The organism is Flavobacterium sp. UBA4197 (genome assembly GCF_002379575.1).
Taxonomy (GTDB): domain Bacteria; phylum Bacteroidota; class Bacteroidia; order Flavobacteriales; family Flavobacteriaceae; genus Flavobacterium; species Flavobacterium inviolabile.
In genome coordinates this window covers 40,411-54,573 of record NZ_DFUB01000007.1, presented here as the reverse complement: position 1 = coordinate 54,573, position 14,163 = coordinate 40,411, and the positions used below count along the sequence as shown (strand labels likewise).

Genomic DNA, 14,163 nt, shown 5'->3' with positions numbered 1-14,163 from the left:
TTTAAAATTTTATAATTCTTAATTGTTAATTATCAATAGTCCATCTGCAATTATTATCTTTGCCAATTATTCTAAAGGTTACAATGGAAATACAACTTCATGACAAACAGTTTGTGCCATTTCTTTCTGCAAAGGAAATTGATGATGCAATTGCAAAAATGGCAAATAAAGTTGCTGCGGATATGGGTGAGGAGACTCCTGTTTTTGTAGGAGTGCTTAATGGTGCGTTTATGGTTGTTTCAGATTTTATGAAACATTATCCTAAACCGTGTGAAGTGAGTTTTGTGAAAATGGCTTCTTATGAAGGTATGGAAACAACACACGAAGTAAAGCAGCTAATCGGATTAAATCAGGATATAACCGGAAGAACGGTGGTGATTATTGAAGACATCGTGGATACGGGCAATACGGTTGTGGAATTGCAAAAAATGTTTCAGGACAGAAATGTGAAACAGCTCAAATTTGCAACCTTATTCTTAAAGCCGGAGGCTTATGATAAGGATATCACGATTGATTATATAGGTCTGGAAATTCCAAACAAGTTTATTGTTGGTTTCGGACTGGATTATGACGGATTGGGCAGAAACATTCCGGAAGTTTATCAGTTAAAATAAAAAGAAGTTAACCATAACTATATACCATTAAACAACAATTTAAAAAACAACAATGATTAATATCGTATTATTTGGAAAGCCAGGTGCCGGAAAAGGAACGCAAGCTGAATTTTTAAAAGATAAATACAACTTAAAACACATTTCTACAGGTGATGTATTTCGTTACAACATTAAAAACGAAACACTATTAGGAAAAGAAGCGCAGACTTATATTGATAAAGGAGATTTGGTTCCGGACAGTCTGACCATAAAAATGCTACAGGATGAAGTTGAAAAAAACATGGAATCCCGTGGATTTTTATTTGATGGTTTTCCAAGAACTTTAGCGCAGGCAGAAGCACTGGATGCTTTTTTGAAAACAAAAAACTGGGAAATCACCGGAACGATAGCATTAGAGGCCGACGATGAAATTCTGGTACAACGACTGCTGGAAAGAGGAAAAACTTCCGGAAGACCAGACGATCAGGATGAAGAAAAAATCAGAAACCGTTACCAGGAATACAACGAAAAAACAGCACCGCTGATTGCGTATTACCAGGGACAAAATAAATTTCATGCGGTTAACGGAATCGGGAGCATCGCAGAAATTACCGAAAGATTAAGCAGTGTAATCGAGCAATTATAAGCATTGCCCTTTACGATATTCATACAATAATTTATATTAAAATTTAAAAGTAAGTCAGGAAAACTGATACGATAACTAACTAGTAATCACACATTGGAAATAATAATAATTTTCTTTTTAATCCTTTTGAATGGTGTCTTTTCCATGTCGGAAATTGCATTAATATCCGCTCGGAAAAATCGCCTTGAAACTGCAGCTAAAAAAGGGAATACAAGCGCGAAAACAGCTTTGGATTTAGCTAATTCGCCAAATAAATTTTTGTCAACAGTTCAGATAGGGATTACCCTGATCGGAATTCTTACCGGTATTTACAGCGGTGACAAAGTAACCGGAGATGTTAAACTCTTTTTAGACGGGTTTGAAACATTAAGACCATATTCGCCAACATTATCCGTTGGTATTGTGGTTGTTATTTTAACCTTTTTCTCATTGGTTTTAGGGGAATTACTACCCAAACGAATCGGACTGAATTACCCGGAAGCCATTGCTAAAACGGTAGCCGTTCCGATGAAAGTGATCTCTATTGTAACAGCTCCGTTTATATGGTTGTTAACAACTTCTACCGATTTTATACTGGATGTTTTAAAGATCAAACCTACCGCCGACGGAAAAGTTACGGAAGAGGAGATCAAAGCCATTATTAAAGAAGGTACCGAAGGCGGCGAGGTTCAGGAAATTGAACAGGACATCGTGGAACGTGTTTTCCATATCGGTGACCGAAAAGTAAACTCGCTGATGACGCACCGTAAATCGGTCGTGTATCTTTCCGTTGAAGATGATGTTAACGAACAAAAGGAAAAAGTACTGGAAGAAATACATTCCGTTTATCCGGTTTGTGATGATAATTTAGATGAGGTAATTGGTATTGTATTGTTGAAAGACCTGTTTCTGAGCTTTGAAACCGGAAATTTTGACTTAAAGGCAATCATCAAGGAGCCGGTTTACCTTATTGAACATACTTCTGCGTATAAAGCGCTGGAGATTTTCAAAAAAACAAAAGTGCATTATGCTTTAATCACGGATGAATACGGCGTGGTTCAGGGGATTATAACACTTAACGATATTCTGGAAGCTCTGGTAGGGGATGCCTCCGAGTTTTATGAAGAAGAATTCCAGTTAATTGCAAGAGAAGACGGAACATGGCTGGTTGACGGCCACTATTCGCTGCATGACTTTTTAACGTATTTTGATATGGATGACCTGATTAATGACTATGATGTTACTACGGTAAGCGGATTGATCATGACGGAGTTGTCCTATATTCCGAAAGTAGGTGAAAAGCTGATCTGGAATAAAATGGAATTGGAAGTGATTGATATGGACGGTGTTAAAATCGATAAGGTTTTAGTACGTTCGTTAAAAGAATAAAAATAGTTTTTAGTGCCGCCAGCCGGTAACTGAAAACCAAATGGATATTAAATGACAGAAGGGAATTTTGTAGACTACGTAAAAATATATGTTTCTTCCGGTAAAGGAGGTAAAGGTTCTACGCATTTACACAGAGAAAAATTTATTGAAAAAGGTGGTCCTGACGGAGGTGACGGAGGTCGCGGCGGACACGTGTATCTGGTGGGGAATAAAGGACTATGGACTTTGTTTCACCTGAAATTTGCACGTCACATCAAAGCCGGACACGGCGGCGATGGAGGAAGTGCCAGAAGTACCGGTGCAGATGGAGAAGATAAATTTATCGAAGTACCGTTAGGAACAGTGGTAAGGGATAAAGAAACCAATGAGATTCTTTTTGAAGTTACCGAACACGGAGAGAAAAAGATCCTGGTTAAAGGAGGAAAAGGCGGTTTAGGAAACTGGCATTTCAGAAGTTCGACAAATCAGACACCGCGTTATTCCCAGCCGGGTATGCCGCCGGAAGAGCTGGATGTTATTCTGGAATTAAAAGTATTGGCCGATGTTGGTTTGGTAGGCTTTCCGAATGCCGGAAAATCGACGTTACTATCGGTGCTGACTTCTGCTAAGCCAAAAATTGCCGATTACCCGTTTACAACCCTGAAACCGAATCTGGGCATTGTGGCCTACAGGGATTTTCAATCGTTTGTAATTGCCGATATTCCGGGAATTATTGAAGGTGCTGCCGAAGGTAAAGGTCTTGGGCATTATTTCCTGCGTCATATTGAGCGTAACTCCACGTTATTGTTTCTGGTTCCGGCAGATGCTCCGGATATCAAAAAAGAATACGAAATCCTTTTGGATGAGCTGAGACGATACAATCCGGAAATGCTGGATAAAGACCGTCTGGTAGTGATCTCAAAATCGGATATGCTTGATGACGAATTGAAGGCAGAAATGAAAGCACAACTGGATAAGGAATTTAACGGGATGCCGTATTTGTTTATTTCTTCGGTTGCCCAGCAGGGTCTGGTAGAACTGAAAGATAAATTATGGCAAATGCTTAATCAAGAATAAGATAGCTTGCATATTTGTAAAAAGGCGTTCCGTGGAACGCCTTTTTTTATTTTTTGTCACACAATGTTGGAATAATAATAAAATAAAAAGTTAAAGTTGTTTTGTTAGGGATTTTTTGTAATCCATATATTTTATAAAATTCTTAAAAAAAGGTATATTCGCACCACTAAAAATAACAAATTAATTATGAAAAAAATTATTTTATCCTTAATCGCTACGATACTACTTGTTCCTGCAAGTGTTAGAGCAGACGAAGGGATGTGGTTTTTAATGTTCATCGAGCGTTTGAATCACAGGGATATGCAAAAAATGGGATTGCAGTTAACTGCTGAGGAGATTTACAGTATTAATCACCACAGTTTAAAAGATGCAATCGTTCAGTTCAACGGAGGTTGTACAGCAGAAATGATTTCTAAAGATGGTTTGGTATTAACAAATCACCACTGTGGTTATGATGCTATTGCAGAATTATCGACTCCGGAAGCAAACTATTTAAAAAATGGTTTCTGGGCAGCGAACAGAAAAGCGGAATTAAAACCAAAAAGTTTATTCGTTCGTTTCTTCGTTCGTATGGATGATGTTTCTAAAAGAATTTTATCAAAAGTAAATGATAAAATGACAGAAGCAGAGCGTGAAGCAGCAATCAACAAAGAGATCGCTGTGATTGAAAAAGAAAACAACGAAGGTGGAAAATATACGGTTTCCGTTCGTCCTTTCTTCCAGGGTAATGAATACTACTATTTCGTTTACCAGGATTATAAAGACGTACGTTTAGTAGGGACACCTCCTGAAAATATCGGGAAATTCGGTGGGGATACAGACAACTGGGAGTGGCCTCGTCACACAGGAGATTTCTCTATGTTCAGAATTTATGCTGATGCAAACGGAAACCCTGCTGACTTTTCACCAAACAACGTTCCTTTACAGCCAAAACACCATTTACCGGTTAATTTAGGTGGTGTAAAAGAGAATGATTTCGCTATGATTTTAGGATATCCTGGTAGAACAAACCGTTGGATGCCGGCAGGTGGAATTGAGCAAAATGTGAAATTTGCTTATCCTGCATGGGTTGAAGGTTCTAAAATGGGTATGGACAAAATGAAAGTTCATATGGATGAAAGCGATGGAGTACGTTTAATGTATGCTTCAAAATATGCGTCATTGGCGAACTACTGGAAAAACCGTCAGGGAATGATTGACGCACTGACAAAATTCGGTACGGCAAAAACAAAAGCAGCTCAGGAAGCGAAATTCAACAAATGGGCTAACCTGAAAGAAAATAAAGGTAAATATGGTAATGTTGTTGAAACAATCAACAAATATTATACGTTAACGAACGAGAAATCACGTCATGACAACTATTTAATGACGCTTTTAAGATCAAGTTCATTCGGAACAATCTCAAGATCTCTTGGAAGACAATTGGAAAACTACGCGAAAGCTGACGAAGCGAAAAGAAAAGAAATGTATCCAGGTTTTGTAGAAATGATTGATGAGTTCTACAAAGAAGCTTACATTCCTGCAGAAAAAGATATCTTGGCCGGACAGTTAAACCTTTATGCTACAAAAGCAGGTTATACGTTAGCGCCAATGGTTGAAAAATTAGGTAAAGAAAATAACAACAACTTTACAAAATATGTAAACAATGCTTTTGACAGCAGTATTTTTGCTTCACCGGAAAAAGTAAAAGCATTTTTAAATAACCCGAATGCAGCTACTGTAACAAATGATCCGTTAGTAGTATTGTCTAACGACTTATTAAACCACTACAACGCAAAATCGGAAGTGATTTCTAAAGCACAAAACGATTTCGGAGCTTCTTTCCGTTTATTGGTTGAAGGACTTCGTGAATCTAAATTAGCACCAATCCAATATCCGGATGCTAACTCTACATTGCGTTTAACGTATGGTAAAGTTCGTGCATTACCTGCAGATAAACGAAATGATGCTAAAGTAAACAACTATACTACTATGGACGGTATGGTTAAGAAATACAAAAAAGGTGATGAGGAATTCGATTTACCGGTTCGTTTAATTGAAATGAACAAAGGAAAAGACTACGGTCGTTATGCTGATAAAGACGGTTCTATGCACGTGAACTTCTTAACAGATAACGATATCACTGGTGGTAACTCTGGTTCTCCGGTATTAAACGGAAAAGGAGAGTTAATCGGTTTAGCATTTGATGGTAACATCGAAGCTATGGCTGGTGACGTTATCTTTGACAAAAACCTGCAAAGAACAATCAATGTGGATATTCGTTATGTATTATGGGTAATTGACAAATTCTCAAATGCGAAACACATTGTTGATGAAATGACAATCGTAAAATAATCCGATAGCATTTTAAAAATATTCAAAAGCCGTTTCAACAGAAGCGGCTTTTTTTATGCAGTACCGGACAATAAATTTCAGAAGATTTGGTTTTGTTTTTAAACAAGGTCAATTTGAAAGTTTATTATTATAAATTTGAACTAAAAGTGAAGAGAATAATTATTGGTTTCGTTTCCTTTTTCCTGCTGCTGTCCTGCTCGGAAGAACAGGTACAACCGGAGGTTTCCTTTTATTACTGGAAAACAATTTTCCAGCTGAATAACAACGAGAAAACAATTTTAGAAGCAAATAAGGTGTCTAAAATTTATGTTCGTTATTTTGATGTCAGCCTGAAAGATAAGGAGGCAATTCCGCTGTCGCCGGTGGTTTTTAAAGAGAAGAAGATACGCTATGACATTGTTCCGGTTATCTACATCAAAAATGAAGTCATGCTGGAAGAAGCGGTTAATCTGGAAAATATGGCGCGGAATATTTATACCTTTATTGCACAGATGAATGATAAGAATGGTATCCGGTGCCATGAAATACAAATTGATTGTGACTGGACGCTGAAAAGTAAAGACCGTTACCTGAAGTTTATAGAAGATTTCAAAAAGATCAGTGCCAAGAAACTCTCGGCAACCATTCGTTTGCATCAGGTAAAATACTATCAGAAAACCGGTATTCCAAACGTAGATAAAGGCGTGCTGATGTTTTACAATATGGGTAGTATTGCGCCGGATAGTCTGAATTCTATTTACGACCGGAATATTGCCCAGAGCTATATCAAGAGCCTTCACAAGTTCCCGTTGCAGCTGGATATTGCGCTGCCGATTTATTCCTGGGGAATTCACATCCGGAATCACAAGGTGATAAAAGTAGTGGGCAAGCTCGATCATGCGGAACTGGAAAAAGATACCCATTTTAAAAAGACAGACGGGATGCACTTTACCGTTGTGGAAAGTGTTATCAGAGGCGGGAATTACTATAAAAAAGGCGATGTCGTTAAAATAGAGTGCATTACAAAAAAAGATTTAAAAACAATGGCTGAGGATCTGAAGGAACATATAGCGGAGCAGCCGGAAGACATAATTTTTTACGATCTGGATTCTTTTAATTTAAAAGCATATAATGATGATGAGCAATTCTTTAAAAAAGTGGCTGGTTGGTTTTAGCCTGTTAACAGGGGTTACCTATACTGTGATTTATGCCTGTGCGGATGATTTTTGGGGCTATCGGTACCAATCAAACTTTACACCCGAAACCTATGTGGATAAGTCGTATACGCCTTTGCTTTTTTCGGATGAAATGTTTTATAGTATCGGGCATGATACCGAATACACCTCTCGTTTTAACAATGATATTATACAGGAATGGGACGGCTATCTGGATGGCAAAATAAAAAAAGAAGACCTGACCTACCTTATTCTGAAAGACAGTGCGAAGGCTGAATTGAATAACCTGTATGAGGCTGCTTTTGCTAAAAAAAGCCTGAAGTATGCCGATAGAAAGATAGCACTTAAGGACAAAAAAGTAAAAAACTTTTTGGAGTTTATGTATTATGCCAAAATGATCGAGGAGCATGCAACGGTGGCCTATCATTACTGGGATTACGAAAGCCGGCAGGTTTCCTATGTGGCTCCGGAAGTAATCAGGGATGTGGAAAATAAATTCACAAAAGCTACTGACGCCTTTCTGAAAAACAGGTATTGGTTTCAGGTGATGAAAGCATATTTCTACAGCGATTCCAAACAGCAGGCTTTTGTTTTTTTTGAAAAAACAAAAGCACAGGTTCCGCAAAATGTATTGTACTACCGCGCGCTTTCCTATATCGCCGGTGTGTACTATAAAGACAAAGACTATGTAAAAGCCAATTACCTGTACAGTGTGGTATTTGACAAATGCCCGCAGCTGCGTGTTGTAACGGCATATAATTTTCATCCGCAGGAACAATCCGACTTTGATGCCGCATTGCAACTGGCCAAAAGCAATGATGAAAAAGCCGCTTTATGGGCATTGCTGGGCTATTATGCTGATGAACGAAAAGCAATCGATGCGATTTACCAGCTAAACCCGAAGAGTGAACACCTCGAGTACCTGCTAACCCGTTTGGTCAACAAAGAAGAAACGGAATTAAACGGAGAGGAATTCAAATCGGTAAAAGAATACAAGAAAGTTGTCAAAGAAAAGCTGAACAAAGAATCCCTGGCATTGCTCAATAAGATAGCCGGTGAGGAGCAAACACTAAAACCGTATCTGTGGAACATTGCAGCGGGGTATCTCAATATCTTTAACGGTGATTATGCGCTGGCCGAAAAACAATTTGCGAAAGCGGAAAGCAAAGCGCCCAAAACAGAACTGTCGGCAAAACAGTTACGTCTTTTAAAACTGATCAATACGCTCAGCAGGCAGAATGCCATGAATGCCGATGCTGAAAGTAAACTGCTGACGGATTTAAACTGGCTGTATCACGAGTGTCCGAATAGTGACTATAACGAACCGTTCCGGTACACTAAAGCCTTGGATTGGAGTAAAAAATATATTGCCGCGCTTTACAAGACACAAAAGAACGGTGTAATGGCGGAATTATTCGACCGGGACAACAAATACTATTTAACGGGAGTCAATCAGGAAGCAATGAAAACCTTTTTGATGCGCAACCAAAAAAGTGCCTGGGAAGAGTTAGCGGTAAGCGTTTACAGTGTTACACTTTCCGATATTTACGAATACCAGGCTGTGATGAGTGCCTACGCCAATAAAATAGAGCGGGCGATTGCCTTTATGGAGAAATCGGAAAAAGGAAAAGAAGTCATCTTGGAAGGGAACCCGTTTAACGGAAAGATTAAAGACTGTAACGATTGTGACCATCAGGCATATCAAAAAGTAAAATATACCAAGCTTTCGTTTTTGCAAAAACTAAAAGAAATGCAGGACAAAGTAACCAAAGGAGAAGAGGTCTACAGCAACAGCCTGCTGCTGGCAAATGCCTTTTACAATATGACCTATTACGGCAATGCACGTTCCTTTTATTATAGCAATATAATGGATCAGGGAGGAAATTATATCGATGAAGATTATAAACCCTACCTGTTAAACTCGGCTTTGGCCAATTCCTATTATAAAAAAGCTTTTGAAGCGGCAGCCAATCCGGAGCAAAAAGCAAAATGCGTATACATGATGGCCAAGTGTGAACGCAATGCGTTTTATACCGATAACTACCATACCAATCGCTATGATTACCGCCAGCCGGAAGTGCACTTCCTGGCCTGGAACGGTTTTAAAAAGTTAAAGGCAGAATATTCGAACACGCAATATTATAAAGAGGTCATAAACGAATGCGGTTACTTCCAGAAATATCTTGGCATGAATTAACACAAAAGGAGGCAAACCGCCTCCTTTTTTATTTTGTGACCGCCATGTCTAAACCGTAATCAAAAGGAAGCATGTCGCCCGCTTTTTTCCAGCCCATATATCCGAAAATAATAATGGCTTCCGGATCGGCAATCTGTCCGTTGTGGTAAATTTCAAGAGCGCCTTCAGCCAACTTCAGCTGTGAGGTTTGAAAAGTTGGATTCCGGCTACGGGCGCCAATGTAGTTGTCCTCTTCTTTTTCCCGGGTGTAGGTTATATTCAGGTAATCGTCAAAAGCAATAGACTTCCTGTTGGATTCCTCTGTGATAAACGATTCCCTTCTGCTGGAATTCGGTTCGACCACCGTTATAAAAGGCTCTTTGACTGCCCGCAGGTATTTTAGATCCCTGGTTTCGCGGTACTGCTTCATATAATAAGGAATACTGTCGGCACCGGGATATTTAGGATTGCTTTTCAGGAACATCTTACGAACCGTAAAACCTTCACTGTTTAAGGTGTTGTAATAGCAGGCCCTTATAAAATGCATAAAAGAACCTCTGTAAGCATCAAGTCTGTTGCGTTCAACAACTTTCGGATTCAATTTTTTCTCATTTACTATGTCTGTAAAATAAGGATAGCCGAAATGAATTACTGCGGTGCTTGTTGTGCCGTAAACACCGGGTACATGCCCGCGCGGACATTCAAAGCGGACAAGTTCATAACGAATCTGGTAGCCCAGTTTTTCATTATAGATCTGTAATGGTGCGTCTGCATTGGCAACAATTTTCAAAGAATCATCACTGATGCTGAAATACAGCACTTCGGGATTTAGAATTTTTGCCTGTCTCGCTATTTTGCTGTTGCCCAGAAATTCGGTCTGGAACATGTCATAATATTGCTGCCAGTTTTTACGGTTCATTTTCTTTCGCTTCCGGACAATGACCTCATTTAATTCGCTGACCTCGGTTTTTAAATAAATAACGTTCAGGCTTTCGTCTTTTGTCAGCAAAGCCACTGGAGCCATAACACTTTCATAGCCCATAAAGCTGACGATAATCGCATCGTTGTCTTTGAGCCATATTGTAAATAAGCCGTTTTGGTCACTGCTCACCCCATTTGTAGTTTGCGGAACATAAACAGAAGCACCGCTAACAGGCAATTTAGTAGCCGCATCTTTTACAATTCCGGTTATTTTGGTTTGAGCCTGTAAGCCCGTGATGCTGAAAAGAAGATAAATTACAAGATAAATAGATTTCATGGCGTTGAATTTTGTTAACAATATACTGAAAATTTACCGCTTTTAAAGATTCTGGAAATGATAGTGATAATTTGTTCCGTTTCTTTATTTTTGAGTTATGAAGCAATTGGGTTATATTTTCTTTTTACTGCCGTTAGCGGTTTGGTCACAGGGGAATTTTGAAAAGGGAGAACAGCTTTTTAAACAGGAGCAATATGCTATGGCAGCACCCTATTTTGAAAGCTTTTTAAATGAAAACCCGAATAACCCCCAAACGATGGAGTATTTAGGAGATATTGCGGCACATCAAAAAAAATGGGACAAAGCCATTGCCAATTATAAGAAATTAAAAACACAGTTTCCTAAAAACGCAGGCTACCAATACAAATATGGTGGTGCTTTGGGAATGAAAGCAAAAGAAAGCAGTAAGTTCAAAGCTTTGGGAATGATTGGCGAAATTGAAGATTCTTTTAAGGCGGCGGCAAAACTGGATGTCAGACACATAGAATCCCGGTGGGCATTGGTAATATTGTACCTGGAATTACCCGGAATAGTAGGCGGTAGTGAAAAGAAGGCACAATATTATGCCGGTGAATTAATGGCCATTTCGCCGGTGGACGGAAACCTTTCCAAAGGACATATTGCCGAATATTTCAAACGTTATACCGAAGCGGAAAAATACTATCTGAAAGCAATGGCCATAGGACAGTCCAAAACAACCTACCAGCGATTGGCAGACTTGTATAAAAATAAAATGAATTTGCCGGAAAAAGCAAAACAAACCTTAGATTTGTATCAAAAGAAAAGAACATAAAAATGCGTACACATTTTATCGCAATAGGAGGCAGTGCCATGCACAATCTGGCATTAGCGCTACACAATAAAGGATACCACGTTACCGGAAGTGATGATGCTATTTTTGAACCTTCCAGAACCAGGTTAGAAAACAAAGGATTACTACCGGAAGAAATGGGCTGGTTCCCTGAAAAAATAACGGCCGATATTGAAGCGGTTATTTTGGGTATGCACGCCAAAGCGGACAATCCGGAATTATTAAAAGCACAGGAATTGGGATTGAAGATCTATTCATATCCTGAATTTTTATACGAACAGTCCAAAAATAAAACCCGCGTGGTTATTGGCGGTTCCCATGGAAAAACAACCATAACCTCGATGATACTGCATGTTATGCATTACCACAATATTGAAGTGGATTATATGGTGGGCGCACAATTGGAAGGTTTTGATACAATGGTTCATCTAACGGAAGAAAACGATTTTATTGTTCTGGAAGGAGATGAGTACCTGTCGTCACCAATGGACAGAAGACCGAAATTCCACCTGTATCAGCCCAATATCGCTTTGATCAGCGGTATAGCCTGGGATCATATTAACGTGTTTCCAACCTATGAAAACTATGTGGAGCAGTTTGAGATTTTTATTGAAAAAATAACAAACGGCGGTATCCTGGTCTATAATGAAAATGATGCTGAGGTAAAAAGAGTAGCGGAAGCGGCAACAAATCCGATCCGTAAAATTCCATACCACACTCCGGAATATACGGTAGATAATGGCGTTACTTTATTAGCAACACCGGAAGGACCTATGCCGATTGAGGTTTTTGGCGCACACAACCTGAATAACCTTGCCGGAGCCAAATGGATCTGCCAGAATATGGGTGTTGATGAAGCCGATTTCTATGAAGCCATTGCCAGTTTTAAAGGAGCCTCCAAACGTTTGGAAAAAATAGCCGAGAGCAAGAGCAAAGTAGCCTATAAGGATTTTGCACACTCTCCAAGTAAGGTGGCGGCTACAACCAAAGCCGTAAAAGAACAATACCCGAACAGAAAACTGATTGCCTGCCTGGAACTGCACACCTACAGCAGCCTGAATGCGGAATTCCTGAAAGAATACCAGGGTGCTCTGGAGTATGCCGATGAAGCCGTTGTTTTTTATTCGCCTGATGCTGTTAAAATCAAACAGCTGGAAGAAGTTACCTACGAACAGATTGCAAAAGCATTTGAACGGGAAGACCTGATTATCTACACCAATCCGGAAGACTTTAAAAAATACCTCTTCCATCTGGATCTGGAAAATACAGCCTTATTGTTAATGAGTTCCGGAAATTATGGCGGACTTAATTTTGACGATGTAAAAGAGCTGGTAAAATAGCTTACAATAACAATAAAGGTTAGCATTGGCTAACCTTTTATTTTTTATACCGGTAATGACCGGTTATCGCATACTGAAACAAAAAATCTTCCAGCACCTGGCCGGCACCCACATTGTGGACAATCATGTTGCGTTTGCCATCTCTTGATTTCCGGTTTACCACTATCCCGATATGCGGAAGCGCACCCGGAAGCATCCATGTTACGATATCTCCGGTTTTGTAATCGGAAGCCACTGCCGTTACCGGAATTGCTTCGCCATGGCGGGAAAAGAAAACCTCCAGATTAGGAACCCGGCGATGGTCGATGTTGGTATCCGGTTTTTTTAGTCCCCACCGGGTCGGGTATTTCGAAAAATGCTTTTTCATGTCAAGATGAACCTCCTGCTGTAAGTCTATGCCGAGCTTCCGGTAGGCTCTTATAACCACATCCGTACAAACACCTTTGTCTTTAGCCACATCGCCGTTTGGATAGGCTATTTTGGTATAGCCGGAATCGTAAGTCACCTTGTCTTTTGTTAAGGTCAGGGCTGCTTCTGATAATCTGGAATAAAAATTATCCGGAATCCAGGATGTTGAAAACGAACAGCTTAGCAGTAGTAAGATTTGAAAAACTTTCATTATATTTAAGGTTTGCTAATAGGTATAACGGAGATCGGATAACTTTGTTATACATTTTATAATCAAATATATACGCCAAAATGAAAGTTATAAGCTACATCCCGATCAAAGGCTGGGCAACCGATGATAAACCCAGAGAAAAACTGATCCACAAAGGAGAATCGGTTTTGAGTGATACCGAACTGCTGACCATTTTAATACGTTCCGGAAGCAGGGAAGTGAGTGCTTTGGAAGTTGCCAAAAAAATCTTGTCAAGCCTGGACAACAATCTGAATAATTTAGGGAAACTTTCGGTGAAAAAGCTGATGTCTTTTAAAGGAATCGGCGAAGCCAAAGCGGTAACCATTGTCGCGGCTTTGGAACTCGGCCGCCGCAGGAGAGAAGAGGAATTTGTGCGCTGTGATAAAATTACTTCCAGTAAAGCTGTTTTTGAAATCATGAAGCCGTTAATCGGAGAATTGCAGCATGAAGAATTCTGGGTTATTTTTCTGAACAATTCCAATAAGGTAATCAGCAAATCCCAGATCAGCAAAGGCGGCATCGAAGGAACCATTGTTGATGCCCGCCTGATTTTTAAAACAGCTTTGGAAAACAATGCCACCGGAATTATTTTATGCCATAACCATCCTTCCGGCGTTTTAAAGGCCAGTGAGCCGGATAAAAAAATCACCCTAAAACTAAAAGAAGCCGGAAAGAGCCTGGATATTAAAGTGCTGGATCACGTGATCATTGCCGAACGGAATTATTATAGTTTTTTAGATGACGGGCTGTTATAGCAGTATGCTCAGGAATAAGTTATAAAAATCAC

At 39.5% G+C, this 14,163-nt stretch carries 12 protein-coding genes; 10 read left to right on the top strand and 2 right to left on the bottom strand.

The features are described from left to right. Nucleotides 1–83: 83 nt before the first annotated feature. From hpt to B3394_RS03710, 7 genes are all read left to right on the top strand, one after another. On the top strand, nucleotides 84–614 hold the full coding sequence (hpt, locus tag B3394_RS03740; protein WP_177732369.1) for a hypoxanthine phosphoribosyltransferase: 531 nt from the start codon (nucleotides 84–86) through the stop codon (nucleotides 612–614). Nucleotides 615–666: 52 nt separating this feature from the next. Further along, nucleotides 667–1,239, top strand: a complete 573-nt coding sequence (locus B3394_RS03735; protein ID WP_177732372.1) for an adenylate kinase — start codon at nucleotides 667–669, stop codon at nucleotides 1,237–1,239. A gap of 144 nt (nucleotides 1,240–1,383) precedes the next feature. After that, nucleotides 1,384–2,607 carry a hemolysin family protein gene (locus tag B3394_RS03730; protein ID WP_246297046.1) on the top strand — a complete coding sequence of 408 codons (1,224 nt, stop codon included), beginning with the start codon at nucleotides 1,384–1,386 and terminating at the stop codon, nucleotides 2,605–2,607. Between the two features lie 51 nt (nucleotides 2,608–2,658). After that, nucleotides 2,659–3,663 (top strand): GTPase ObgE, encoded by a 1,005-nt coding sequence (obgE, locus tag B3394_RS03725; protein ID WP_177732378.1) that lies wholly within the window; start codon nucleotides 2,659–2,661, stop codon nucleotides 3,661–3,663. Nucleotides 3,664–3,849: 186 nt separating this feature from the next. Further along, the gene (locus B3394_RS03720) at nucleotides 3,850–5,997 is read left to right on the top strand and encodes a S46 family peptidase (RefSeq protein WP_286913036.1); all 2,148 of its coding nucleotides are present in this window, start codon (nucleotides 3,850–3,852) and stop codon (nucleotides 5,995–5,997) included. Between the two features lie 146 nt (nucleotides 5,998–6,143). Then, on the top strand, nucleotides 6,144–7,151 hold the full coding sequence (locus B3394_RS03715; RefSeq protein ID WP_286913032.1) for a hypothetical protein: 1,008 nt from the start codon (nucleotides 6,144–6,146) through the stop codon (nucleotides 7,149–7,151). Next, nucleotides 7,108–9,348 (top strand): hypothetical protein, encoded by a 2,241-nt coding sequence (locus B3394_RS03710; RefSeq protein ID WP_286913028.1) that lies wholly within the window; start codon nucleotides 7,108–7,110, stop codon nucleotides 9,346–9,348. Before B3394_RS03715 ends, B3394_RS03710 begins: the two co-directional genes overlap by 44 nt. Nucleotides 9,349–9,376: 28 nt before the next feature. Here B3394_RS03710 and B3394_RS03705 read toward each other — a convergent pair whose 3' ends face one another. Then, nucleotides 9,377–10,585, bottom strand: a complete 1,209-nt coding sequence (locus B3394_RS03705; protein WP_286913024.1) for a carboxypeptidase-like regulatory domain-containing protein — start codon at nucleotides 10,583–10,585, stop codon at nucleotides 9,377–9,379. A 97-nt stretch (nucleotides 10,586–10,682) separates the two neighbouring features. On the opposite strand from B3394_RS03705, the gene B3394_RS03700 reads away from it, so the two are divergent. Both B3394_RS03700 and B3394_RS03695 read left to right on the top strand, forming a co-directional pair. Next, entirely contained in the window at nucleotides 10,683–11,378 is a 696-nt protein-coding gene (locus B3394_RS03700) for a tetratricopeptide repeat protein (protein ID WP_286913022.1), read from the top strand. Nucleotides 11,379–11,380: 2 nt separating this feature from the next. Next, on the top strand, nucleotides 11,381–12,736 hold the full coding sequence (locus B3394_RS03695; RefSeq protein WP_177732390.1) for a UDP-N-acetylmuramate--L-alanine ligase: 1,356 nt from the start codon (nucleotides 11,381–11,383) through the stop codon (nucleotides 12,734–12,736). Between the two features lie 37 nt (nucleotides 12,737–12,773). Here B3394_RS03695 and B3394_RS03690 read toward each other — a convergent pair whose 3' ends face one another. After that, nucleotides 12,774–13,355, bottom strand: a complete 582-nt coding sequence (locus tag B3394_RS03690; RefSeq protein WP_177732393.1) for a DUF1287 domain-containing protein — start codon at nucleotides 13,353–13,355, stop codon at nucleotides 12,774–12,776. Nucleotides 13,356–13,435: 80 nt separating this feature from the next. Here B3394_RS03690 and radC point away from each other — a divergent pair, with 80 nt between their 5' ends. Next, nucleotides 13,436–14,131, top strand: a complete 696-nt coding sequence (gene radC / locus B3394_RS03685; RefSeq protein ID WP_286913011.1) for a RadC family protein — start codon at nucleotides 13,436–13,438, stop codon at nucleotides 14,129–14,131. The last annotated feature ends 32 nt before the right edge of the window (nucleotides 14,132–14,163 follow it).

What these genes read in the sequence shown, in the direction of transcription:
- B3394_RS03705 (WP_286913024.1), bottom strand. Translation starts at nt 10,585, where the DNA reads ATGAAATCTATTTATCTTGTAATTTATCTTCTTTTCAGCATCACGGGC.
- B3394_RS03730 (WP_246297046.1), top strand. Translation starts at nt 1,384, where the DNA reads ATGTCGGAAATTGCATTAATATCCGCTCGGAAAAATCGCCTTGAAACT.
- B3394_RS03690 (WP_177732393.1), bottom strand. Translation starts at nt 13,355, where the DNA reads ATGAAAGTTTTTCAAATCTTACTACTGCTAAGCTGTTCGTTTTCAACA.
- B3394_RS03700 (WP_286913022.1), top strand. Translation starts at nt 10,683, where the DNA reads ATGAAGCAATTGGGTTATATTTTCTTTTTACTGCCGTTAGCGGTTTGG.
- radC (WP_286913011.1), top strand. Translation starts at nt 13,436, where the DNA reads ATGAAAGTTATAAGCTACATCCCGATCAAAGGCTGGGCAACCGATGAT.
- B3394_RS03710 (WP_286913028.1), top strand. Translation starts at nt 7,108, where the DNA reads ATGATGATGAGCAATTCTTTAAAAAAGTGGCTGGTTGGTTTTAGCCTG.
- B3394_RS03695 (WP_177732390.1), top strand. Translation starts at nt 11,381, where the DNA reads ATGCGTACACATTTTATCGCAATAGGAGGCAGTGCCATGCACAATCTG.
- B3394_RS03735 (WP_177732372.1), top strand. Translation starts at nt 667, where the DNA reads ATGATTAATATCGTATTATTTGGAAAGCCAGGTGCCGGAAAAGGAACG.
- obgE (WP_177732378.1), top strand. Translation starts at nt 2,659, where the DNA reads ATGACAGAAGGGAATTTTGTAGACTACGTAAAAATATATGTTTCTTCC.
- hpt (WP_177732369.1), top strand. Translation starts at nt 84, where the DNA reads ATGGAAATACAACTTCATGACAAACAGTTTGTGCCATTTCTTTCTGCA.
- B3394_RS03720 (WP_286913036.1), top strand. Translation starts at nt 3,850, where the DNA reads ATGAAAAAAATTATTTTATCCTTAATCGCTACGATACTACTTGTTCCT.